We start from the raw sequence: 22804 nt of genomic DNA on the forward strand, positions 1-22804 counted from the left end.
CAACAGTCCTCTTCAAGAGACGAATGGACGAGGAGACCCATGCGATTGATCCTTCTGGGCGCCCCGGGCGCCGGCAAAGGCACCCAGGCTGCCTTCATCTGCAAGCAATTCGGCATTCCGCAGATTTCGACGGGCGACATGCTGCGCGCGGCCGTCAAGGCCGGCACGGAACTGGGGCAGAAGGCCGACGCGGTGATGAAGTCAGGCGGTCTGGTCAGCGATGACCTGATCATCGCGCTGGTCAAGGAACGCATCGCCCAGCCGGACTGCGCGGCCGGCTTTCTGTTCGACGGCTTCCCGCGCACCATCCCACAGGCCGACGCGATGAAGGCGGCCGGCGTGAAGCTGGACTACGTGCTCGAGATCGACGTGCCGTTCGACGCCATCATCGAGCGCATGAGCGGCCGCCGCTCGCACCCGGCCTCGGGCCGCACTTACCACGTCAAGTTCAACCCGCCCAAGGTGGAGGGCCAGGACGACGCGACCGGCGAACCGCTGGTGCAGCGCGACGACGACAAGGAAGAGACCGTCAAGAAGCGCCTGGACGTGTACTCCGCGCAGACCCGTCCACTGGTCGACTACTACTCTCAGTGGGCCGCCACCGGTGACGCGAACGCACCCAAGTACCGCCGCATCGAAGGCATCGGCTCGGTCGACGAGATCACGCGCAAGGCCCTGGCGGCGCTGGCCTGATCCTTCCAACTCCGAACAGCCGCGTGGCGCAGGCACCGCGGCTTTTTTGTGCCCGACAATTGACGTTCACGTCAATCAACCCAGGGAATCCTCACCATGGAAATCGCAGGCAAGGTGTTCATCGTCACCGGCGGCGCCTCGGGCCTCGGCGAAGGCACGGCGCGCATGCTGGCCACGCACGGCGGCAAGGTCGTCATCGCAGACCTGCAGGTCGAGCGCGGACAGCATGTCGCGGCCGAGCTCGGCGGCATCTTCGTCAAGTGCGATGTCAGCCAGGAGGCCGACGGCCAGGCGGCCGTGACGGCCGCCGTCAGCCTCGGCAAGCTGATGGGGCTGGTGAACTGCGCAGGCATCGCGCCGGCCAGCAAGACGGTCGGCAAGGACGGGGCGCACCCGCTGGCCAGCTTCGCCAAGACCATCACGGTGAACCTGATCGGCACGTTCAACATGATCCGTCTCGCGGCCGAGGCGATGGTGAAGAATGAGCCTGAAGAGACCGGCGAGCGGGGCGTGTTGATCTCCACCGCCTCGGTCGCGGCCTTTGACGGCCAGATCGGCCAGGCGGCCTATGCGGCGTCCAAGGCTGGCGTCGCTGGCATGACGCTGCCCATTGCGCGCGACCTGGCACGCAACGGCATCCGCAACATGACGATTGCGCCGGGCATCTTCGGCACGCCCATGCTGTTCGGCATGCCGCAGGAGGTGCAGGACGCGCTGGCTGCGAGCGTGCCCTTCCCGAGTCGCCTCGGCCGCCCCGAGGATTACGCGAAGCTCGTGCACCAGATCGTCACGAACGAGATGCTGAACGGCGAAGTCATCCGGCTGGACGGTGCAATCCGCATGGCGCCCAAGTGACCTCGGTGCGGGTTCAAGCAGGGTGAGGGGTCGCCCCCTCAGCCCTCTCAAACCACCGGACGTGCGGTTCCGCATCCGGCGGTTCAAGTAAAACGCTGGAGTCTTTGGTGGATGTCCACCAACGACACTAGCCCCATGTTCGCAAGGTACGTCTGCGGCATCGCGGCCACCAAGTATTTGGCCCCAGCATTCGTATCCGCTTCTTGTTCGTCAGGCCAGCGCTTTGCCATGGCGCTTCCTTCAGACCCGCAGTCGCCCGCGGAGCCCTTGCCTTGGCTAGCCATTCGCCTTGCCGGGCTGGTAGAGGACGTCCACCTCCAAGCAAGTGCGCCCTGCCGGGCGCACCAATCGGGCAGGAGGAGGGGTTGCCCCCCCCTCCGTCCTCCCACACCGCCGTACGTGCCGTTCGGCATACGTCGGTTCCTGTCTACTGGACGAGGTGCCCAGCGAGCTTGGTTTCGTTCGTCGTGTCGCCTGATTTGCATCGAGCACCACCGCACCGCATCGAGACTTCCTGCCTCGACTCAGCGGTTGCCGTTGCTCTTGGCCCGTGCCAAGACTTCTGCCCTGCAATGCCAGAGAGCACGCGTGACTGTCCACTCATGACAGGGTCGGCCCTTCGCCGCTGCGGCTCCCAGCGACTACTACGGCCTCTGCTACCCCCTGCCGGCCCATCCCGTCGCCTTGCGACGCCGGTAGCGCTATCGGGCAGGCTGACAGGTCTCCCAGGGTAAGACGCGCGACCTTCACTGCATACACCCGCCGCATCTACTTGCTCACCTTCCGGATGATTTTGGGCTTCGGGCTTTTCGGCTCCCTCGCCCAGCTGAGCCTGCCTCATATGCGGCTTCTGTTCGTCGGGCCACAGCATTGCGTACAGCTTCCTTCAGATTCCGCCTCGCGGCGGACACCCTTGCTGTTCGGCTAACGGTCCCACCATCAAGGTCCGCAGGGGACTTCCACCCCCAAGTCATCCCACTCGCCACCACAGCGAGCCGGACAGCGCCATGCCTGGCGCACAGAAAAAAGGGCCTGGTTCGCACCAGGCCCTTTCCGCAGGTCGAAACCGACGCGGTCAGCGCTTGCGCGACTGGATGATCCACAGGCGGGCCAGGTCGGCGGCACCATCCGTGCCCTTGACCGAGCGCCAGGCCGCCACGGCCTTGCTGTGATCGCCCGCCAGTTGATGGGCCAGCCCCAGGTAGAGCTTGGCATCCTCAGGCCGCTTCAGGTTGCCCTTGGCAATCCCTTGCTCGATCTGCCCCGCGCCCTTCTTGCCGTTGCCGCCGAAGGCATTGGCCAGCCCCAATTTGACGAGTTCGTTGCCATCCTTGGCGTCATCCGCCGCCTTCTCGTTGGCTGCAGCGCTGGCCTTGGCCTCGCCGATCCTCTTGATCATCAGGTCGGCCAAGCGCTTGTGACGGGCGCCTTCAGCGCCCTGACCCAGCACGCCTGCGGCAAAGCCCTTGTCCACGACCTGCTTGCCCTCTTCGGGGTAGCCCGCCTGGGCGGCCAGCTGAGCCATCTCCATGTAGTCGTTGGCTTCACGCATGTTGCCGGTGGCCAGGCGCAGGCGGAACAGGTCGAGCTGGAAGCGATTGCTGTCGAAGCTCTTCTTCTGCGGCAGCGAGCTGAGGATCTGCCCCCACAGCTTGGGATCCGGGTAGTAGTTCAGCAGCTTCTCGGTCGCGATGCCTTCAGCGTTCGCGTCACCCTTCTTCATGGCCGCAAACAGCAGCAGGTTCAGCTTGTCCTTGGACGGTGTGCGCCCGGCACGCTCGTCAGCGGCAATCTCATCCAGCGTGTCCTTGATCGCGCCGGTCATGTCGCCGGACGCGAACTGCGCGCTCTGCTGCACCTGCTTCATCGCGGGGCTGTTGCCGCCTTCCTTGAAGTAGCGTTGTGCCCACGTCAGCGCCTTGGCAGCGTCGCGGTTGCGCAAGTACGTGCCGGCGATGGCTTCCATGTACTGCAGCTGCTGCGACTGCCCCAGCTTGCCAGCACTCTTCAGCGCTTCGAAAGAGCGGGCCATCGTGTCAGGCTCGTTGGCATACATCGCAGCGGAGAACCGCACGCCCTCAATGGCATTGTTCTCGGCTGCCGTGCGACCAGCGACCGCCTCGGCTTCACGCAGCTTGGCGAGCGCTTCCTTGCCTTTGGTGGCCTTGACCAGACGGCTAGCTTCGGTCAACGGCGTGCCAACTTCCTTGCGGACGGTTTCCTGGGCCGTCGCCTGGCTGAAGCCGAACTCGGCGCCAGGGGCACCGTTCATGGACAGGGCCATCGCACCAACGGCGACGGCCACCACGGTTTTCAAAGTCTTCAACTCGCTCTCCTACAAAGAAAAAACGCGCCGCCCTTTCGGGCAGCGCGCTCAAAGTATCGGCGTTAGCTGGCCCGAGCCCACGTCACTTGACGTATTGCTCGTTACCAACCATGCCCATCTTCTTGACGTTGTTGCGCTGAGCCGAGGCCATCACGGCAGCAACGACACCGTAGTCCACCAGCTTGTTCGGCTTGATGTGGATTTCCGGCTGGTCACCAAGATTCATCACCCCGATTTCCTGCATCTTCGCGTTCACCGCGTCGATGTTCGGCAGCGCGTTCTCATCCCAGTAGATCGTCCCGTCAAAGTCGATCATGACGGTGTGCACGATCGGATCGCGCTCTGGTTGCCTGTCGCTGGGCGGTGGCATGTCCAGGTTGATCGTGTGCAGCTGGATGGGGATGGTGATGATCAGCATCACCAGCAGCACCAGCATCACATCGATCAGCGGCGTCGTATTGACGTCCATCATCGGCTCGGGATCACCGTCACCAGACGAACTTCCAACATTCATTCCCATGCTTGACTCCCGAGATCAACCGCCGCGCGCTGGCGGCTCGGTCACGAAGTTGATCTTCATGATGCCGGCACGCTGGCAGGCATAGATCACACGACCGACCGATTCATAACGGGACTTGTCGTCGCCGCGGATGTGCACCTCGGGCTGCGGATTCTTCACAGCTTCCTTACCGAGGCGCTGAACCAGCTCCTCCATGTCGGGAATCTGCTTGGTGTTCCAGAAGACGTCGCCGTCCTTGCTGACCGAGATTTCGATGTTCTCCGGCTTGGTCACGCGGATGATGTTGGTCTCCTTGGGAAGGTTGACCGCCACCGTCTGCGTCACCACCGGAACGGTGATGAGGAAGATGATCAGCATCACCAACATCACGTCCACGAGGGGCGTGGTGTTGATGGTTGCATTGACTTCGTCCTCGCCGGAAGAGGATCCGACGTTCATGCCCATGGCATTGGCTCCTTTACGAGCTGCAGCTCAGGGATTAGCGCTTGGCGACGGCGCGGTTGCCCATCAGCACGCCATGCAGGTCACCGGCGAAGGCGCGAACCTGGGCCATGACGGTCTTGTTGCGGTTAACGAGCCAGTTGTAGCCCAGCACGGCCGGAACGGCGACGACCAGACCGATGGCGGTCATGATCAGCGCGGCGCCCACGGGGCCAGCAACCTTGTCGATCGAAGCCTGGCCGGCAACACCGATGGCGGTCAGCGCGTTCAGGATGCCCCACACCGTGCCGAACAGGCCGATGAAGGGGGAGGTCGAACCGACAGTTGCCAGGAAGCCCAGACCGGCGGAGATCTTGGAGTTGACTTCGCCGACGGCGCGGTCCACGTTCATCGTGACCCAGGTGCTGTGATCGATGTTCTCGGTCAGCGCGCCTTCATGGTGCTCGGAAGCTTCGATGGCGGTGGTGGCGATGTAGCGGAAGGCGCTTTCTTCCTTCAGGCCCTTCACGCCGTCAGCGAGGCTGGGCTTCTTGAAGAACGTGGCGCGGACTTCCTTGGCTTCGGAAGACAGCTTGCTGGTGTCCCACAGACGGACCACCAAGATGTACCAGGAACCCATGGACATGATGCCCAGGATCAGCAGCACGACCTGGTCGACCACGTTGCCGTGGGCGATGATGTTGGCCAGGCTGTAGGGGTTGTCGACCGGAGCAGAAGCTGCGGGAGCGGGGGCGGCAGCCGTTTCCACGGGAGCGGCAACGGTCTCGGCGACGGGGGCCGAAGCAGCCGGCTGCTGGTCTTGCGCCTGAGCGGGAGAAACAGCCAGGGTCGCGACCATGGCGATGGCGGCAAGGAAGCCGGTGATGCGAGAAATCATGGAGTCAACTCCTACGGAAAAATTCTGGTTTGGTGTTTGATTTGAACGCGCCGCAGCAGCGACGCCTTACTCGAAGCGGACGGGCTACTCGATCTTGAACTGGAACTCCTGCTCGAAGACGTGGTCACCCGGGCATTCGTAGGTATCGCGCAGCGTCGCCTCGATGGCTTGTGTCAGAGCACGTTGTGCCTTGCGATCCACGCCGCCTCGCAGCGACTGGAACTCCACGCTCGTGACGCGACCGGCCTTCACGGTGGCGATGGCCTTGTATAGCGCTTCGCCACTCCAGTTGACCGACGGCATCTCCGGCTTGCCCATCTTCGTGCAGACCATCGCAGCGGTCTTGGGGCCGACACGGGGAGCTGCAGGCGGTGCGGCCGGAACGGGCGCGGGCTGCGGACGAACCGTCTCCGTCGCCGGCGGTGCAACCTGCGTGGATTGAATCGCGGGTGCCGGCGGTGCGGGCGCGGTCACCTGAAATTCAGGCGGCGGCACGAAAGGCGGCGGGGGTGCTTTGATGTCCGGAGGAGGCGGAATCACCTTCTCGGGCGGCGGTGGCGGCTGTTTCACCTCTTCGATGACCTTGGTCTCGATGGGGCCGCTGACCTTCTTCACGATGTCCTTGGCCAGGCCGCTGGCCAAAGCGTAGATGGCCACGACGTGAATCAGGACCACGATACCAATGCCCGTGAACCGGGACGCGCCCTGCTTCTCCTGCGCAAAATTCATGCGCGCTCCTTCTTGCAACTACAGATCACAGTCAATGACTCTCAGGATGTCGGCCATTTGAACAACGGCGGAAGTTGCGCTCCTGCCGTCGACTAGCTCCCGAAGGACATGGATTCTAAATCCCGGAACCACGTTCCAGAATCGTAGAAAACACGCAGTCTGCCGGGGATGTAAAGGTAGCTTCACATCCGTTGAGGCCAAAAAAATTGCCCGGTGGCATTCGCCGTCGGGCACGCGTTTCTTCGCCACGAACCAGGCACAGCCAATGGCTACACCACCGGCCAAACTTTGGCCATGCGGCATCTTAGCCCCGTGATTTCCCACCCCTTGTTGGTGCTAACCCGGGGCCGATTGATGCATCCGGCGGGCGAATTACGTCACGTTTCCTTTTGACTTTTGACGATTGGCTTACAAAGGCCGACCTCGTGGCAGGCCTTTTGCGAATCGCCTTCGCTTACTTGAACTGATAACTCACCGAACCATAAATGAAGCGGCCTCGCGGATCGGCAAACGAGCCAGCAAAGCCGGCGGCGTGGGAGCCGTAGCTCGATGACGCGACGAACGGTGGATCCTGGTCGAACGCGTTGCGGGCGCCCAGCGTCAGGCGCAGATCCTTGATTCCACGGTAGCTCACCGACAGGTTCCAGCGGCTGGTGTCCTTGACGTTGTAAGGCGCATCCACGCCGAGATTGGTATTGACGACCGCAGCCGACTCCTGCCAGCCCTTGGTGAACACGTTCTCCAGCGCGAGATTCCAGGAACCCAGCGTCCAGTCGAACGACAGCGTGTGTTGCCACTCAGGAACCGGCGGGTTACCGCCCAGCGACTTGCCCAGGTAGTCCGTGAAGGGTTCGTCGCGGCCGTTCTGCTGCTCGAACTTCAGCGTGCGCGTGGCCGCGAAGCCGACGCCCAGGCGCCCCATGGCACCCAGCGCGAATGCCGAGCGAATGTCGAAGTCGATGCCCGAGGTCTTGAGCTTGCCCAGGTTCTCCACCGGCGTTTCGATGTAGGCGATGTAGCCAGTCGGCGAGCGGCGGACGCGCGACTTGTACTTGTCATACAGGCCATTGCCGGTCATCAGCGTGTCGCCGCTGATGACGCCGATCTGGTCACGCTTCTCGATGTTCCAGTAGTCCAGCGCGATGCTGAGGTCACGCACCGGCTCAAAGACGGTGCCGAAGGCGAACTGACGGCTTTTCTCGGCTTTCAGGTTGGGGTCGCTGGACAGCCGGACATTGAACTGCGTGTTGCACAGCGCCGGAAGGTTGCCGCTGGCGTTCGGCGGCACCGGGCAGTCCGGGTCGATCTGGGCGTCTGCCGTGTTGGTGTTGGAGATCGGGCTGTTGACGTCCCACAGGGTCGGCGCGCGAAAGCCGGTGCCTGCACTGGCGCGCAGCAGCACTTCCTTGCTGGGCTGGAAGCGAAGCGCCACACGCGGGTTGAAGCTGCTGCCGAAGTCGCTGTATCGGTCGTAGCGGGCGGCCACGGTCGCTTCCCAGCCCTTGGCGAAGGGCATGGCCAGTTCGCCGTAGACGGCCGAGATGCTGCGACTTGCGGACGTGGCAGGCACCGAGCCCTCGCCGCCAATGTGCGAACCCTTGGAGTACTCCACGTTGGTGGGCTTGTCGTCGGCCTTCTCCCGGCGCAGGTCGATGCCGACGGCCAGCGCCATCATGCCGCCCGCCATGGGCATCAGTTCGCGGCTGGCCTTGGCGTCCAGCACCATCGTGGTGCCCTTGGACTGGCGCACCTTGCCCTCCAGCGCCGCACCGTCCAGCAGCGCCACGCCGGCCGCGTCGTTGGGGCCAAAAGGGTTGACGTTACCCGTGGCCATCGCCGCCAGGAAGGGCTCCTCCAGCAGATAGCCGCTGTAGTTCAGCTTGCCGCGCGCCTGGGCAATGTTCAGGCCGATGTCGTAGTCCCAGCCCGAGAACAAGCCGTTGGCACCGACGACGACGCGGAATTGCTCGTTGGTGTTGTCGCTGACGCGGTTGCCGCGATCCAGCGAGCGGTAGGCGATCTCGGTGTAGCCCACACCTTGCGCATCGGTGAACGAGACGTAATCGGCCGGCGTGTAGCCCAGGCGAGTCAGCAGCGCCGTCGGGAAATACTTGCTGGTGACAGGCATGCGCACGTTCGGATACGAGCCGTCGGCACGCACCTTCATCGCCGAGCCGTCGATGGGCGTGGCGGCGGCGCGGCCAATCGTGTGGTTGCGGGCGGCGGACGCCTCGACGAACCACTGGTTGTCGGCGTCGATCTTGAACGTGCCGCGCGCGAACAGGTCGGTCTTGGTGCTGTCGGGCAGATTGTCGAGCATCGCGGCGTAGATGGCGCGGCAAACCACCGCGTCCTGGCCACTGGGCGTCGTGCCGGTGATCTGGGTGACCGTGTTGGCAGGATCACAGGCCGCCATGTTGGCACCGGGGTTGGTGTAAGCGCCGGGGCTGACGCCAATGTCCATCAACCGACCCGGATAGCCGCGGAACGACGTCGGCGGGATCGAACCCGGCACCTCGGTCGCATGGCGCCAGTACCAGCCCTGCCGGGCGGCCTCGATGCGGGTCTGCTCCTTGAAATTGGCGGTGACGAGGAAGTTGTAGCCGTCGGTACCCAGGTTGCCCATGCCGAATGCCAGCGAGCCCCCCTGCTCCTTGCCGCCGCCGACATTCGCCTCGGGTTCGCCGTAGCGCAGCGTCAGTTCACCCTTGTCGTAATCCTTGCGGGTGATGAAGTTGATGACACCGGCCACGGCGTCGGTGCCGTACACGGCCGAGGCGCCGTCGCGCAGCACCTCGATGCGCTCGATGGCCGCAAAAGGGATGCTGTTCAGGTCGACGGCGACCGAACCACCGATGGAGCCGAACGGATGGCCGGCCAGGCGGCGCCCGTTCAGCAGCACCAGCGTCGAATTGGCGCCCAGGTTGCGCATGTTGGCGTTGCTGGTGGCATAGCCGGCGCCCTGAGTGGAATCGGAAAGCATGCCCGAATTGCCGGCGACGCGCCGCAGCACGTCTTCGATGTTCACCGCGCCAGACTTCTCGATGGCCTCGCGGGAGATCACCGTGACCGGCAGCGCCGTCTCAGAATCGACCCGCTTGATGCTGGAACCGGTGATCTGTATGCGCTCCAGTTTCTGGGCGTCTTGGGCCAGCGCAGGACTGGCAAGAAGAAACAGGATTGCGCCGCTGATGGCGGTGGTCTTGAACATGGGCATTCCTTTTGAGATGACATCGCCGCCCGATCTGGCGGCACCGACCCGGGTCCGGGTCGCCCCTGGACCGGGCGATGTGCTCGGCTGGAGAGGTGGCGCAGTTTGTGCGACCGCAGCAATTCGCCTCGCTCCGGGAATGTCCGCACGAGCCGCTGCCCAGGCCATAACCCGTTGATTCACATGACCTTCCGTCCGCGGCTCTTCCCTAGGCTGTCAGCCCGGAGCGTTGCCGCGCCGCGACGGCTCAGCTTGGTGAAACGTTCAGTCGCGGCACTGCGGCTAAAAGCGTGCGCGTGTATGCCTCGCGAGGCTGGCCCAGCACGTCGGCACAGGCGCCCTGCTCCACGATGCGCCCGCGCTGCATCACTGCGATGTCATCGGCGACGTACTCGACCACACCAATGTTGTGCGTGATGAAGAGGTAGGCCAACCCTTGCTCGCGCTGCAGTTCGCGCAGCAGGTTCAGGATCTGCGCCTGCACCGACACGTCCAGCGCCGAGGTCGGCTCGTCGCAGACGATGAGCTTCGGCTGCACGGCCAGCGCGCGGGCGATGGCGATGCGCTGGCGTTGGCCGCCGGAGAACTCGTGCGGCCAGCGCTGCAGCGCGTCGCGGCGCAGGCCCACCTGCTCCACCAGGCTCAGCAGCCGCTCCTGGCGCTGGCCAGCATCCAGTTCGGCGCGCAGCGCGATCAGGCCTTCTTCGAGCACCTCGGCCACGCGCATGCGCGGGTTCAGCGACGCGAACGGGTCCTGGAAGATGATCTGCACGCTGCGGCGCGCCTGCACGAGCGCGGGGCCGTGCAGCTGGAACAGGTCCTGGCCGTCAAACAAGGCTTGGCCGCTGATCTGCGCCTGGCGGCGCAGCAGCTGGACGATGGCCTTGCCGGACGTCGTCTTGCCGCAGCCGGACTCACCGACCAGCGCCAGCGTGCGGCCGGCATGCAGTTGGAAGGTGACGCCGTCGACCGCGTCGAAATGGCGCGGGCCGCGCGAGAACAGCGGCGCCTTCAGCGCGAAGCGCACGTGCAGGTCGCGCACATCCAGCAGCGGCGCAACGCCCTGCCCCATGGCCTGTGACCACACCGCCCGGGGTTGCACGGGCACGCGCGCCAGCGCCTCGCCAGGCTGGCTGTACAGCAGGCAGCGCACCTGATGCTGCAGGCCTTCGTCGGTTAGCGTGGGCGGCGTGCCGGCGCAGTGCACCATGGCTCTGTCGCAGCGCGGCGCGAAGCGGCAGCCGGCGAAATCCAGCCACAGCGGGGGCACGGTGCCGGCGATGGCCGCCAGCGGTTCGCCGCGGCGGCCTGCATCAGGCAGCGCCTGCAGCAGCAGCCGCGCGTAAGGGTGCTTCGGGTGCGAAAAGAACTCGGCCGCCGGCGCGACCTCGATGATCTGGCCGGCATACATCAACGCCACGCGATGCGCCATGCCGCTGACGACGGCCAGGTCGTGCGTGATCAGCAGCACGCCCAGCTGCCGCTCGCGCTGAAGGTCGCGGATCAGGTCCAGGATCTGCGCCTGAATGGTCACGTCCAGCGCCGTCGTCGGCTCGTCGGCGACGAGGAAGTCGGGTTCGGCCGCCAGCGCGACGGCGATCATCACGCGCTGCTTCTGGCCGCCGGACAGGCGGAAGGGGTAGTCGTCGATGCGGCGCTCGGGCTCGGGGATGCCGACGCGGCGCAACCAATCGATGGCCTTGGCGCGCGCCACCTTGCCACGCAGGTCCGTGTGTGCCTCGATGGCTTCCACGATCTGCTCGCCCACGCGCATGACCGGATTCAGGCTGGTGGACGGCTCCTGGAAGATCATGGACACGCGCCCGCCGCGCACCTCGCGCATGCGGCTCTCGGGCAGCGCCAGCAGGTCCTGGCCGTCCAGCTGCACCGCCCCGCCGGCCACGCGGCCGTTCTCGGGCAGCAGCCGCATCAGCGCCAGCGCCGTCATGCTCTTGCCGCAGCCGCTCTCGCCCACCAGCGCGAAGGTCTCGCCGCGCGTCAGCGCCAGCCGCATGCCGTCGATGGCCCGCACCAGGCCCGCCTCGGCGGCCAGCTCCACCTTGAGGTCACAGATCTCAAGCATGGTCCACCACCTGCTTGCGGCTGAGCACGCGCGGCCGTGTCGAACGCGCCTTGGGGTCGAACGCGTCGCGCACGCCGTCGGCAAACAGGTTGGCCGCCAGCACCAGGCTCACCATGAAGCCGAAGGCCGCCGCGAAGCTCCACCACACGACCGGGTCGCGCGACATCTCCGAGCGGGCCAGGTTGATCATGCCGCCGAAGCTGTTGGTGGTCGGGTCCACGCCAACGCCCACGTACGTGAGCACGGCCTCGTACAGGATCAGCTCCGAGAAGCTCAGCACCACCGTGATCAACACCAGGTGCATGACGTTGGGCAGGATGTGGCGGGCCATGATGCTCACGTCGCCCACGCCGAAGGCCGTCGCCGCCTGCACGTAGTCCAGCTCTCTCAATTTGAGCGTCTCGGCGCGCACCAGCCGGCACAACCCCGCCCAGCCGGTCAGGCCGAGGATCAGGCACAGCATCAGCATCTTCAGGTCGGAGCGCTCCACGGCCGTCTCGAACAGCTCGGGGTTCTTGTCCAGGAACACCTGCACCATCAGCACGCAGGCGGCGATCAGCAGCACGTTGGGCACGGAGCTGAGCGTGGTGTAGCCGTACTGGATGACCTCGTCCACCCAGCCCTTGTAGTAACCGGCCAGCACGCCCAGCAGCAGCGCCAGAGGCAACGTCGCGAGCGTGGACAGCGCGCCGATGACGAAGGCGGTGCGCACGCTCTTCAGCGCCTGCACCAGCACGTCGTTGCCCGTGCGGTCGGTGCCCAGCACGTGGTAGTGGCCCATCAACGCCAGCGTCGGACCGACCAGCAGCACGACGACCGCCAGCGTCAGCAGCATGGCGCGCCACGGGTAGTGCGTGCGGTCGGCCAGCAGGTCTCGCAGCGCCTGGCGCCATCCGCCGTGATGGCGGGCGAGCACAGCCGCGGTCAGCGCGAACAGCAGCGCGATGACAACGGCGGCACCCGCGACACCCGTGACCGCGCGGCCAGCCACATCACCTGCCCATTGCGTTGCCGGATCGATCAGGTGGGCGCCGCCGAAGGCCAGCCGCGGGTAGGCACGCACGACCTGACCCTGCGCGTCGGTGGTGCTCTCCTTGTTGAAGCCGTGAGTGCCCAGCGGCACCGAGTAACTGACCTCGCGCATCTCGATCTGCCGCTCCAGCAGCAGGTCCAGCGCGGACAGCGTGCGGGTGTCGTAGACCGGGCTGCCATCGGTACTGGGCAGCGCACGGCGCAGATGCAAGCTGTCCACCAGCGTGACGCCCAGAAACAGCGCCATGACGACGCCCGCACTGGCGGCCACCGGATCGCGCAGCACGCGCTGCCAGGTCGCGCGCAGATGCGCCTGCGACTTCACGCGCCAGGCGTAGGTCACGACCGCAGCGGCCATCAGCCACAGCGCGACGTCAGTCCAAAGCAGCACGAACTTCATGACAACCTCAGCTCAGCCGCACGCGAGGATCCACCCACGTGTAGGCGATGTCGATCAGCGCATTGCTCGCGATGTAGAGCAGCGCACCAAGGAAGACCATGGTCCGCACGATGGCAAAGTCCTGGCCCGTGATGGCCTCGATGACGAAGGCGCCCAGGCCCGGGATGCCGAAGAAGCTCTCGAACACCAGGCTGCCGAGGAACACATAAGGCAGGTAGCTGCCTGCGCTGGTGATGATGGGGATCAGCGCATTGCGCAGCACGTGCCGGCGCAGCACGCGGCCTTCGCTCAGGCCCTTGGCACGCGCGGTGCGCACGTAGTCCTTGCCCATCTCCTCAAGGAACATCGCGCGGTACAGCCGCGCCTCGCCGCCCAGCCGGCTCAGCAGCGACAGCAGGATGGGCAGCGCGAGAAAGCGCACCGCATCCAGTCCCGGCGCGAAGCCGTTCATCGGCACCAGCTTCAGCACGCGGGCGAACAGGTACTGGCCCACGATGATGTAGAACAGGCTGGAGATCGACAGCATCAGCACGCACAGCACCACGCCCCAGAAGTCGATGCGCGTGTGCCGGAAGAACACCAACAGCAGCGAGAACGCGACGCTGACGATGACCTGCAGGATGAACAGCGGCAGCGCCAGCTGCAAGCTCACGCCCATGCGCACCTTGACCTCGTGGCCGATGTTGACCGCCTGGCGCGCGTCGCTCTTGCCGAAGTCCAGCGCGAACAGGCTGACCGAACGCTCCCACAGGATGGTGTGCGTGAGCTGCTCGGCGCCCTGCTTCGTCGCATCGAAGTACAGCGGCTTGTCGTAGCCGCGCTCACGCTTCCAGACCTCGATCTGCTCCTGCGTAACGCGCTTGCCACCGATGTTCAGCCGCGCCATGTCGTCCGGCGTGTTGACCGAGAAGAACAGGAAGAAGGTGAACAGGTTGACGCCGATGAGGATGGCCAGGCCGTAACCCAGGCGGCGCATGACGAAGCTGAGCATCAGCGCGTGCCCCCCAGCGCCGTGGCCGACTCGCGCTTGACCCAGGCGCGGCGCGTCCCGAAGAAGATCGCCAGCCCACCAACGGCCAGCACCAGCAGCGGCCACCAGACCGGCCGGTTCCACGCCGCGATGCTGCGCGTGCGGTCCTCGGTGTCCACCCGCAGGTAGCGCGCGCGGTCACGCACGACGACGCCGGGCTTGCCGTTGTGCACCCAGCGCTGGAAGGCCACGGCCGAGTAGCTCCAGTAGCCCCAGGCCCAGGGCGCGTCCTGGCGGACGATGTCGTTCATCTGGGCCATCACGTCAGCCTTCTCCGGGCCGTCCTCCAGCGACTGAAGCTTGCGGTACAGCCGGTCGAACTTCGGGTTCAGGTAGTTGGCGGTGTTCTCGCCTTCGTGCTGGCTCTTGCTGTTGGGGCCGTAGAGCAGGAAGAGGAAGTTCTCCGCGTCCGGGTAGTCCGCGAACCACCCCCACCAGAAGATCTGGTGCTTGCCCTTCAGGATCTTTTCCTGGAACTGGTTGAAGTCGGTTGCGCGGATGTCCAGCTGGATGCCCAGCTTGGCAAACTGGCGGATCAGCCAGTCGTTCTCGGCCTTCAGCTCCGGCGTCACCACGCGCTGAAAGTCGTAGTTCAACACCAGCGGCTTGCCCGTCGTCGCGTCGCGGCCGCCGGGGTAGCCTGCCTGCTCCATCAGCTTGAAGGCATCCTCGATGGGCCGGCGCTCGACCTTGCCGTTCAACAGCCGGTGCGTGACCGGGTTGAACTCGCCCGGCTGCCCTTCCTTCGATCCGAACACGCCCGGCGGGATGGGCCCATGCGCCGCATCGCCACCCTTGTCGCGGAAGATGCGGCCATAGCCCTCCTCCCAGTCGATGGCGATGGAGATCGCCTGGCGCAGCGCGCGGTTGCGTCGCTGCTGCTCCGGCGTGTCGCCCCGGCCCACGACCGGGTCCATCCAGTTGAAGCCCAGGTACCAGTTGGAGATGTCCACCGTCATTGGCAACTGGAAGCCGCGCTGCTCAAAGAACGCCCGGACTGAGTCCGAGTCGTCGCGGTCCACGGCAAGGTTCACGCCCCAGTCGGCGCGGTCCATCTCCGGCAGGTCCAGGTAGCCTTGCTTGAACAGCTCCTTGATGGGCACCCTCTCCTTGACGTTGATCGCAACGACCTTGTCGACGAAGGGGACCGGCTTGCCGCAATCCGCCAGCCGGCCGGCCTCGGCATCGCCGGGGGCGCCTTCGCAGGGGTAGGTGTCAGGCCGATAGTGGGGGTTGCGGCTCATGACGTGCCGGCGGTCCTGCACGTACTCGGTCATCATGAACGGGCCGCTGCCGATGGGCCAGCGGTTCATGCTCATGGAGTTGGCCGCCATGCCGGGCTGGGCATAGAAGGCATCCGCCTCCCAGGGCACGGGCGCGGTGAAATTGGTGGCCAGCCAGTACTGCCACTGCGGGTAGCGGCCCTTCAGCCGGATGCGTAACAAGTGGTCGTTCACCGCCACCGCGCCGGCCAGCGGCCATTGGCGCAGGTCCAGGAACGGTTTGTCGGCCAGGTTATCGGGCAGGCCGGTCAGCTGCTTTTCACTCTCGCGGGTCAGCAGCGCCATGTAGTCCTTCAACCCCAGCACATGCTCGGAGAACACCGCCGAGACGGGCGCCTCCAGCCGCGGGCTGGCATGGCGCTTCAACGCGTAGACGAAGTCCTCGGCCACCACCTCGCGCGTGGCCAGTTGCTGGAACTCGAAAGGGCTGCGCTTGTCGCCCAGCTCACCCGGCTTCAGGTGGTGATAGAGGTACTGCCCCTGTGCGTCCTTGGCGAACGCCGGGTGCGGCGACCACTTCAGCCCCGGGCGGATCTCGATGTCGTAGACGGCTTCGGCGATCAGCGCGTCTGGCGCGTTGTCCGGCAGCCGCTGGCCCTGCTTGTCAAGGAAATACGGCTTGGCAACGTTCGACGCCGCACGCGGAATCAGTTCGTAGGGCCGCTTGAGCGGGTGGTAGCCGTAGGGCGGCTCGCTGATCTCGTAGACGTATGTACTCTCGGGCGCCGTGTACGAGGAGGTGGGGTCCAGGTAGCGCGGCGAGCGCTCGGCAAACGCCATGTATAGCGTGTTCTCGCGCTCGGCGCCGCGCGGGAAGGGGCTGTTGTTGCAGGCGGGCAGCAGCGCCAGCGCGAGCGCGCCCCCAACCACCTTCAACCACCCGACTCGACCCACCACGACACCGTCCTCAAAAACGCGACGCCCCGGCGCAAGCCGAGGCGATGGCCGGAATCATAGACGGGTCACTCGTCTATACAGGCAAGCGAGCGCGGTGGAAAACCCGGTATGACTTCAGTGATGGAGGCCGCAGTCCAGTGCGCAGTCATCGCCATGCTCGTGGTGATGCGCAGCATGCGCCAACCGCGGGTCGGACTGCCATCCCACGATGGCCTCGCGGCCCTGCACGTACAACTCCACGGTGCCGCCCACCGGCAGGCAGACTTTGGTGCGCACATGACCGAACGGCAGGCCGGTCAGCACCGGCGTCTTCGTGCGGGCGCGCAGCGCGGCGATCGCGTCCTTGATGCCGTAGCCGCGGTCCAGCGGCGACTTCGCCGCACCGCTGAAATCTCCCAGTAGCACCGCCGCCTGCGCATCCATGACACCAGCCTGCTGCAGTTGAAGGAGCTGGCGCTCCACGCGGTACGGGTGCTCGTTGATGTCTTCCAGGAACAGGATACCGCCCTTGACCTTGGGCCAGTGCGGCGTGCCCAGCAGCGAGCACAGCACCGTCAGGTTGCCGCCCCACAGCCGGCCGCGCGCTTCCAGGCCATCGAACTCGGGAGACGGCGCGCGGAAACCTACGGCCTCCAGCGCGCCGCTCATGGCTTCCAGGAAGCAGTCCTGCGTCACCTCGTCCACGCCGCCGTCGGCGTCGCTGCGGCCGAAGTCGTCGCAGGCCAGCGGACCGGACCACATAGACAAGCCCTTCTGGCGGGCGATGAAGCCGTTCTGCAGCGCCGTCAGGTCGCTGTAGCCGACCCAGCGGGTGCCATGCTCCACGCTCTTCGCGATGCGGCTCCAGTCGAGCTGGTCCAGCAGCCGCGTCATGCCATAGCCACCGCGCGTGGCCATGGCGATGGATGGCGCGGCGTCGGCGATGCGATGGATCGCGGCCAGCCGCGTCGCGTCGTCGCCGGCAAAGCGCTGGTCGCGTGCCAGCGCGTCGGCGTCAATGGCGACGTCGAAGCCCAGCTTCGTCAGCCGCTTGGCCGCGCGCGTCAGGTTGGCGGACTTGGCCAGTGCACCGGCGGGCGTGAACAGGGTCAGGGAGGTCATCAGGAAGGATCCAGTTCGGTGGCTTCGCCAGTGGGAATGATCCCCTGACGCTCGGCGCGGCGCGCCCTCGCGGCCTCGCGCCGTTCGGCAAAGAAATCGCGCAGCAGCTGAGCTGACGCATCGGCCATCAGACCCCGCTCGATCCGCGTGTGGTGGTTCAGCTGCGGGAGCGCGAACAGGTCGGTCACCGAGCCGGCCACGCCGGTCTTCGGGTCGGTCGCGGCGAACACCACGCGCTTGAAGCGCGCATGCATCAGCGCCATCGCGCACATCGCACAGGGCTCCAGCGTGACGAACAGCTCGCACTCCGGCAGCCGGTAGTTCTCCATCAGCGTGGCCGCGTGGCGCAGCGCGACGATCTCGGCGTGCGCGGTCGGGTCGTGCGTGGTGATCGGGCGGTTGTAGCCGGTGGCGATGACCTGGCCGCCCCGCACGATCACGGCGCCGACCGGCACCTCGCCCACCAGCCAGGCGTTGTGCGCCTGATCCAGCGCGAGGCGCATCGCGTACTCGTCGGCGGGGCTGAACAGGGTGTCGGTCATGGGCGCCGGCAGTTTAGCGGTGGCCCCGATACTTGCGCCCCATGGACACGCCGCCTGCCCCCACCGAGTTGCTGATCCGCCCGCTGGGCGAGGCGGCGATGTGCTGCGCGGTGGACGGGCCCATCGCACTGGAACACCAGCAGCGCCTCTGGCAGCTGGCCACCGCGCTCGGGCAGCACGAGGGCGTGCTGAGCGTCATCCCCGGCATGAACAACCTGACGCTGACCTTCGACCCGTTTCGCAACGAGCCCGAAGCACTGGCGCAGGCCGCCCTGGCGCTGTGGCACAAGCCGATGCGCAGGCAGGCAGCCGGCCGACTCGTCGAGATCGCGGTCCGATACGACGGTCCCGATCTGGGCGACGTCGCCGCCCACTGTGATATGAGCGCTGAGGAGGTCGTGCGTCGCCATGCCGCGACCGACTACATCGTCTACTTCATCGGTTTCCAGCCCGGCTTCGCCTACCTGGGTGGGCTGGACGAATCGCTGCACACGCCGCGCCGCGCTGAGCCGCGCACGTCGGTGCCGGCCGGCAGCGTGGGCATCGGCGGCGCACAGACCGGCATCTACCCGCTGGCCACGCCGGGCGGCTGGCAGCTGATCGGCCGCACCGCCGTGCCCCTGTTCGATCCGCTGGCCGACCCGCCCACGCTGCTCGCGCCGGGCGACCGCGTGCGCTTCGTGCCGATATGATCGAGATCGTCCGCGCCGGCCCGCTGGCCACCGTGCAAGACCTGGGACGCAAGCCCTGGCGCGACCGCGGCGTCAGCCTGTGCGGCGCACTGGACGATGTCGCGCTGGCGGCCGGCAACCTGTTGCTGGGCAACCCAGCGGACACCGCCGGCCTGGAGTTCACGCTGGGCGGCGCCACGCTTCGCTTCCATGCAGACGGCTGGATCGCGCTGACCGGCACCGACGCCGATGCCAGCCTGGACGGCCGCCCGCTGCGCCCAGGCTGGCGCTGCGCCGTGCGCGCGGGCCAGCAGGTCAAGGTCGCCGCACCGCACGAGCGCATGCGCAGCTATGTGACAGTGTCGGGCGGCATCGACCTGCCGGCCGCGCTGGGCTCGCGCAGCACCGACCTGAAGGCCAGCTATGGCGGCCTGGAGGGCCGCGCGCTGCGCGACGGCGACCGGCTGCCCGTGGGCAGGCCCGCCCGCTCGCCGCTGAAGCCGGCCGGCCTGCGCCTGCCCGACTGGACGCCCGCCGTGCGCGTGCTGCCCGGCCCCGAGTACACCGACTTCGACAGCGCCTCCCGCGAGGCGCTGCTGGCCACCGACTGGACCGTCACGCCGCAAAGCAACCGGATGGGCTACCGTCTGGCCGGCCCGGCCCTCGCGCGCGAACGCGGCGAGGAGTTGCCGTCGCACGGCGTGCTGCCCGGCGTCGTGCAGGTGCCGCCGTCGGGCCAGCCCATCGTGTTGCTGGCCGATGCGCAGACCACCGGCGGCTACCCGAAGATCGCCGTCGTCATCCGCGCCGACCTGTGGAAACTCGCGCAGCTGCGCCTGGGCGCGACACTGCGCTTCGTGCCTTGCTCGCCCGACGACGCCGTCGCCGCGCTGCGCGAGCGGCAACGCGACCTGGACGCCTGGAGCTACGCGCTGTGAACCTGCGAGTCGATCTGAACGCCGACCTCGGCGAAGGCGCGCCCGACGACGCCGAACTGCTGGCGCTGGTCAGCGCCGCCAACGTCGCCTGCGGCTGGCATGCCGGCGATGCACGGCAGATGCAGGCCACGGTGGCGGCGGCGCTGGCGCGCGGCATCGCCATCGGCGCCCACCCCAGCTACCCCGACCGCGACAACTTCGGTCGCCGCGAGATGAAGTTGAGCGCGGCCGACGTGCGCGCCGACCTGATCTACCAGATCGGCGCGCTGGATGCGCTGGTGCGCGCGCAAGGCGGCGAGCTGCACCACGTGAAGCCGCATGGCGCGCTGTACAACCAGGCCGCGCGCGACCCGGCGCTGGCCGATGCCATTGCTGCCGCCGTGCTCGACGTGAACCCCAGCCTCGCGCTCTATGGGCTGGCTGGCAGCGAACTGCTGCGCGCCGCTGAACGGGCTGGCCTGCGCGCGGTGTCCGAGGTGTTCGCCGACCGTGGCTACCGCGCCGACGGCAGCCTGGTGCCGCGCGCCCAGCCAGGCGCGCTCATTGCCGACGTGGACGAGGCCGTCGCCCGCACGCTGCGCATGGTACGCGAAGGTGTCGTCGTGGCGGTCGGCGGCGAGACCGTGCCGCTGGTCGCGCAGACGATCTGCCTGCACGGCGACGGCCCGCACGCGCTGGCCTTCGCGCGGGCGCTGCACGCGGCGCTGGTCGGCGCGGGCGTGCGCGTGACCGCCTGACCATGCAGGACGAGCTGTTCGCTGCTGCTGCGGATGGTGCTGCGGATGGTGCTGCGGGTGCCGACGAGTCGACGCAGAAGCGCGCACGCGGCGTTCAGCCTGCACCGTCCAGCGACGACGACCTGGCGCTGGCCGCCGCGCTGTCGCCGCATGTCCACCTCGGCACCTCCACGTGGAGCTACCCCGGCTTGCAGGGCCTGGTATGGGCCGGGCGGCACAGCGAGTCCACGCTGTCCCGCACCGGCCTGCCCGCCTATGCGGCGCATCCACTGCTGCGCGCCGTGGGCATCGACCGCGGCTTCTACAAGCCGCTGGCCGCCAGCGAGTTCCAGCGCTACGCCGAACAGGTACCGGCGGGTTTCCGCTTCACGGTGAAGGCGCCCAGCCTGGTAACCGACGCGCTGATCCGCAACGAGGACGGCCGCGGCCAGCAGCCCAACCCGCTGTTCCTGGACGCCGCCGTGGCGATGCAGGATTTCATTGAGCCGGTCATCGAAGGACTGGGCACCAAGATCGGCGCGCTGGTGTTCCAGATCAGCCCCCTGCCCGGCGGTCTGCTGGCACGCATGCCCGAGCAGTTGGACCGTTTGCACGCCATGTTGAGCGCGCTGAGCACGTTGCCGGCCGGCGTCGTCGCCGTGGAGGTGCGCGACACGGCCTGGCTGACGTCCGAGTTCGCTTCGCTGCTGCGCGACACTGGTGCGCGCTACTGCCTCGGCCTGCATCCCAAACTACCGACACTGGCGGAGCAGTTGCCGCTGCTGCGCGCGCTGTGGCCCGGCCCGCTGGTGGCGCGCTGGAACCTGAACCGTCTGCATGGCGCCTACGGCTACGAAAATGCCGAGAAGAAATACGGCGAGTTCGCGGAGATGCTGGACCCCGACCCCGAGACACGTGCCGAACTGGCCCGCATCACCCGCGGCACGGCTGGTGCGGGGCACGACTGCTTCGTGACCATCTCCAACAAGGCCGAGGGATCAGCGCCGCTCAGCGTGCGCGCGCTGGCGCAGGCGGTGGTGCAAGGGGCGCCACAGGGCTGAAGCCCCATCAGCCTGTTCCTACAGGGATTTAACCGATGGTCCGACCCGTTGACGACAGATGCCGCGGCAAAGTGACATCACCGCGGCACATCGCCGCACGTCAATGAAGGAGTCACCATGAACTGGGATCGAATTCAGGGCCAATGGAAGCAAGTCACCGGCAAGGTGCGCGAGCAGTGGGGCAAGCTGACCGATGACGACATCGACGTCGTTGCCGGACGCCGCGACCAGCTGGCCGGAAAGATCCAGGAGCGCTACGGCGTGGCAAAGGACGACGCCGAGAAGCAGATCGCTACCTGGGAGCGCCGCGTGACCGATGACTGGTTCATCAACGACAAGGTGTGACGACAGCTGCGCTGTCCTGAATGAAGAAGCCGCCCCTCGGGGCGGCTTTCTCTTTCGCACTGTTGGAGCGGTGAGCAAGAAGAAGATGCACGATCCGTGCACCTTCCTTGATGAGACGCGCTGGCTTCAGCCCGCTGCACGCGCCTTCTTCGCGGTGTTGCGGCCGCGCGGCGCGCCGGCCCGCTTCGGTGGCGCCGGCGGCAGGTTGCCGCCCTCGGCTTCCCATCGGCTGACTTCCTCGTGGTGACGGTGGCCTTCCTCGTGGCTGCGGCGCGTCTGGTGCCTCTGGCTGAGGTGCTTCACCAACTTGGCCGCCAACCCGGAGGCGGCGACCAGGGCAATCACATGCTTGATCATGACGGTCTCTCCTGTACGGAATCTGGCAGGTGCGCCATGGTGGCGTTGCCGCCCTGCCCAGATGGTCGGCGGGCGGCGTGGCCGGTTGTAGGACGCTACCCCTGCAGCGGCCAGCGCCGCAGCACGTGGTGGCGCGTCTGGCCCTGCATGCTGCGGACCAGCACGAATTCGCTGGCCACCCAGCCTGGCAGGCCGACACCCCAGGCGGGCGCCGGACGCGGGTCGTAGCGCAGCGTCAGGTGCGGCTCGTAAGCGCGCTGGGGCGCTGCCAAGCCGCGCGCCACCAGCCGCGCCACGAGCGCGTCGCGCAACTTGCGCACTGCCTCCAGGCACCGCCCGCCGGTCAGCACGAAGGGATGGTGACGCGCGCGCTCGTCACCCCAACTGGCGAAGGTGTCAAATCGCAGATCGAACGCCGGCCAGACCAGTTCCGCGGCAGCGCGGCTGGCTGCGGCGACGAAGCGCTCGTCCGGCTCCTCGCCTTCGAAATAGCCGAAGTAGTGCAGCGTGATGTGGAAGACGCGGCTGGGCCGCAGCCTCGGCGCCAGGCCGCGAGCCTCGTGCTCGGCGGTGACGATGCGGGCGATGCGCTCGGCCGTCTCTGCGGCGGGACGCAGTGCGAAGAACAGCTTGTGACCGGCCACGGCGTTGCCCTCCACGATTCATTCCGCCGCGGTAAGAGCAAGGAGGCCAAGG

Annotated in this window: 21 protein-coding genes; 7 read left to right on the plus strand and 14 right to left on the minus strand. The window is 66.8% G+C overall.

The genetic code is table 11. The features are described from left to right. The first annotated feature begins 39 nt into the window (after positions 1 to 39). On the plus strand, positions 40 to 693 hold the full coding sequence (adk, locus tag ACG02S_RS14625) for an adenylate kinase (protein ID WP_394471205.1): 654 nt from the start codon (positions 40 to 42) through the stop codon (positions 691 to 693). 96 nt (positions 694 to 789) lie between these two features. Continuing rightward, positions 790 to 1548, plus strand: a complete 759-nt coding sequence (locus ACG02S_RS14630; RefSeq protein WP_394471206.1) for a 3-hydroxyacyl-CoA dehydrogenase — start codon at positions 790 to 792, stop codon at positions 1546 to 1548. 1075 nt (positions 1549 to 2623) lie between these two features. On the opposite strand, the gene ACG02S_RS14635 is transcribed toward ACG02S_RS14630, so the two are convergent. The 12 genes from ACG02S_RS14635 to tadA all read right to left on the minus strand — a co-directional run bounded on the left by ACG02S_RS14635 (position 2624) and on the right by tadA (position 18020). After that, positions 2624 to 3874, minus strand: coding sequence for a hypothetical protein (locus ACG02S_RS14635; RefSeq protein WP_394471207.1), 1251 nt, complete (start codon positions 3872 to 3874; stop codon positions 2624 to 2626). Between the two features lie 82 nt (positions 3875 to 3956). After that, on the minus strand, positions 3957 to 4394 hold the full coding sequence (locus ACG02S_RS14640; protein ID WP_394471208.1) for an ExbD/TolR family protein: 438 nt from the start codon (positions 4392 to 4394) through the stop codon (positions 3957 to 3959). Positions 4395 to 4409: 15 nt separating this feature from the next. Continuing rightward, a complete protein-coding gene (locus ACG02S_RS14645; protein WP_394471209.1) occupies positions 4410 to 4838 on the minus strand; it encodes an ExbD/TolR family protein in 429 nt (142 codons plus the stop codon). Positions 4839 to 4872: 34 nt separating this feature from the next. Next, complete coding sequence (locus ACG02S_RS14650; protein WP_394471210.1) at positions 4873 to 5712, minus strand: MotA/TolQ/ExbB proton channel family protein; 840 nt, start codon at positions 5710 to 5712, stop codon at positions 4873 to 4875. Positions 5713 to 5796: 84 nt separating this feature from the next. Next, a complete protein-coding gene (locus ACG02S_RS14655) occupies positions 5797 to 6441 on the minus strand; it encodes an ABC transporter substrate-binding protein (RefSeq protein ID WP_394471211.1) in 645 nt (214 codons plus the stop codon). A 454-nt stretch (positions 6442 to 6895) separates the two neighbouring features. Next, positions 6896 to 9652 (minus strand): TonB-dependent receptor plug domain-containing protein, encoded by a 2757-nt coding sequence (locus ACG02S_RS14660; RefSeq protein ID WP_394471212.1) that lies wholly within the window; start codon positions 9650 to 9652, stop codon positions 6896 to 6898. 247 nt (positions 9653 to 9899) lie between these two features. Further along, complete coding sequence (locus ACG02S_RS14665) at positions 9900 to 11735, minus strand: ABC transporter ATP-binding protein (protein WP_394471213.1); 1836 nt, start codon at positions 11733 to 11735, stop codon at positions 9900 to 9902. Further along, entirely contained in the window at positions 11728 to 13167 is a 1440-nt protein-coding gene (locus ACG02S_RS14670; RefSeq protein ID WP_394471214.1) for an ABC transporter permease, read from the minus strand. Before ACG02S_RS14670 ends, ACG02S_RS14665 begins: the two co-directional genes overlap by 8 nt. 7 nt (positions 13168 to 13174) lie before the next feature. Beyond that, complete coding sequence (locus ACG02S_RS14675; RefSeq protein WP_394471215.1) at positions 13175 to 14158, minus strand: ABC transporter permease; 984 nt, start codon at positions 14156 to 14158, stop codon at positions 13175 to 13177. Continuing rightward, positions 14158 to 16350, minus strand: coding sequence for an ABC transporter substrate-binding protein (locus ACG02S_RS14680; RefSeq protein WP_394471549.1), 2193 nt, complete (start codon positions 16348 to 16350; stop codon positions 14158 to 14160). The genes ACG02S_RS14675 and ACG02S_RS14680 overlap by 1 nt, the downstream gene beginning before the upstream one ends. A gap of 141 nt (positions 16351 to 16491) precedes the next feature. After that, a complete protein-coding gene (locus tag ACG02S_RS14685) occupies positions 16492 to 17478 on the minus strand; it encodes an LD-carboxypeptidase (RefSeq protein WP_394471216.1) in 987 nt (328 codons plus the stop codon). Continuing rightward, positions 17478 to 18020: a tRNA adenosine(34) deaminase TadA gene (gene tadA, locus ACG02S_RS14690; RefSeq protein ID WP_394471217.1), complete on the minus strand. Its 543-nt coding sequence runs from the start codon at positions 18018 to 18020 to the stop codon at positions 17478 to 17480. Before tadA ends, ACG02S_RS14685 begins: the two co-directional genes overlap by 1 nt. 41 nt (positions 18021 to 18061) lie before the next feature. Between tadA and pxpB the strand changes: the two genes are divergently transcribed. From pxpB to ACG02S_RS14715, 5 genes are all read left to right on the plus strand, one after another. Further along, a complete protein-coding gene (pxpB, locus tag ACG02S_RS14695) occupies positions 18062 to 18712 on the plus strand; it encodes a 5-oxoprolinase subunit PxpB (protein ID WP_394471218.1) in 651 nt (216 codons plus the stop codon). Next, positions 18709 to 19629 (plus strand): 5-oxoprolinase subunit C family protein, encoded by a 921-nt coding sequence (locus tag ACG02S_RS14700; RefSeq protein WP_394471219.1) that lies wholly within the window; start codon positions 18709 to 18711, stop codon positions 19627 to 19629. The genes pxpB and ACG02S_RS14700 overlap by 4 nt, the downstream gene beginning before the upstream one ends. 2 nt (positions 19630 to 19631) lie before the next feature. Continuing rightward, positions 19632 to 20366, plus strand: coding sequence for a 5-oxoprolinase subunit PxpA (pxpA, locus tag ACG02S_RS14705; RefSeq protein ID WP_394471550.1), 735 nt, complete (start codon positions 19632 to 19634; stop codon positions 20364 to 20366). A 2-nt stretch (positions 20367 to 20368) separates the two neighbouring features. After that, positions 20369 to 21406 (plus strand): DUF72 domain-containing protein, encoded by a 1038-nt coding sequence (locus tag ACG02S_RS14710; protein WP_394471220.1) that lies wholly within the window; start codon positions 20369 to 20371, stop codon positions 21404 to 21406. A 117-nt stretch (positions 21407 to 21523) separates the two neighbouring features. After that, on the plus strand, positions 21524 to 21751 hold the full coding sequence (locus ACG02S_RS14715; RefSeq protein WP_394471221.1) for a CsbD family protein: 228 nt from the start codon (positions 21524 to 21526) through the stop codon (positions 21749 to 21751). Between the two features lie 126 nt (positions 21752 to 21877). Here the strand turns inward: ACG02S_RS14715 and ACG02S_RS14720 are convergent, their stop codons facing one another. Then, complete coding sequence (locus ACG02S_RS14720; RefSeq protein ID WP_394471222.1) at positions 21878 to 22108, minus strand: hypothetical protein; 231 nt, start codon at positions 22106 to 22108, stop codon at positions 21878 to 21880. A 95-nt stretch (positions 22109 to 22203) separates the two neighbouring features. Then, the gene (locus ACG02S_RS14725) at positions 22204 to 22767 is read right to left on the minus strand and encodes a 2'-5' RNA ligase family protein (protein ID WP_394471223.1); all 564 of its coding nucleotides are present in this window, start codon (positions 22765 to 22767) and stop codon (positions 22204 to 22206) included. Positions 22768 to 22804: the final 37 nt, after the last annotated feature.

This window comes from Pelomonas dachongensis (assembly GCF_043555865.1).
Lineage (GTDB): Bacteria > Pseudomonadota > Gammaproteobacteria > Burkholderiales > Burkholderiaceae_C > Pelomonas > Pelomonas dachongensis.

Coding starts and splice junctions, on each gene's coding strand:
- ACG02S_RS14640 (WP_394471208.1), bottom strand. CDS start 4,394: ATGGGAATGAATGTTGGAAGTTCGTCTGGTGACGGTGATCCCGAGCCG.
- ACG02S_RS14685 (WP_394471216.1), bottom strand. CDS start 17,478: ATGACCTCCCTGACCCTGTTCACGCCCGCCGGTGCACTGGCCAAGTCC.
- ACG02S_RS14715 (WP_394471221.1), top strand. CDS start 21,524: ATGAACTGGGATCGAATTCAGGGCCAATGGAAGCAAGTCACCGGCAAG.
- ACG02S_RS14630 (WP_394471206.1), top strand. CDS start 790: ATGGAAATCGCAGGCAAGGTGTTCATCGTCACCGGCGGCGCCTCGGGC.
- ACG02S_RS14650 (WP_394471210.1), bottom strand. CDS start 5,712: ATGATTTCTCGCATCACCGGCTTCCTTGCCGCCATCGCCATGGTCGCG.
- tadA (WP_394471217.1), bottom strand. CDS start 18,020: ATGACCGACACCCTGTTCAGCCCCGCCGACGAGTACGCGATGCGCCTC.
- ACG02S_RS14660 (WP_394471212.1), bottom strand. CDS start 9,652: ATGTTCAAGACCACCGCCATCAGCGGCGCAATCCTGTTTCTTCTTGCC.
- ACG02S_RS14710 (WP_394471220.1), top strand. CDS start 20,369: ATGCAGGACGAGCTGTTCGCTGCTGCTGCGGATGGTGCTGCGGATGGT.
- ACG02S_RS14720 (WP_394471222.1), bottom strand. CDS start 22,108: ATGATCAAGCATGTGATTGCCCTGGTCGCCGCCTCCGGGTTGGCGGCC.
- ACG02S_RS14645 (WP_394471209.1), bottom strand. CDS start 4,838: ATGGGCATGAACGTCGGATCCTCTTCCGGCGAGGACGAAGTCAATGCA.
- ACG02S_RS14655 (WP_394471211.1), bottom strand. CDS start 6,441: ATGAATTTTGCGCAGGAGAAGCAGGGCGCGTCCCGGTTCACGGGCATT.
- ACG02S_RS14670 (WP_394471214.1), bottom strand. CDS start 13,167: ATGAAGTTCGTGCTGCTTTGGACTGACGTCGCGCTGTGGCTGATGGCC.
- pxpB (WP_394471218.1), top strand. CDS start 18,062: ATGGACACGCCGCCTGCCCCCACCGAGTTGCTGATCCGCCCGCTGGGC.
- ACG02S_RS14665 (WP_394471213.1), bottom strand. CDS start 11,735: ATGCTTGAGATCTGTGACCTCAAGGTGGAGCTGGCCGCCGAGGCGGGC.
- ACG02S_RS14700 (WP_394471219.1), top strand. CDS start 18,709: ATGATCGAGATCGTCCGCGCCGGCCCGCTGGCCACCGTGCAAGACCTG.
- adk (WP_394471205.1), top strand. CDS start 40: ATGCGATTGATCCTTCTGGGCGCCCCGGGCGCCGGCAAAGGCACCCAG.
- ACG02S_RS14675 (WP_394471215.1), bottom strand. CDS start 14,158: ATGCTCAGCTTCGTCATGCGCCGCCTGGGTTACGGCCTGGCCATCCTC.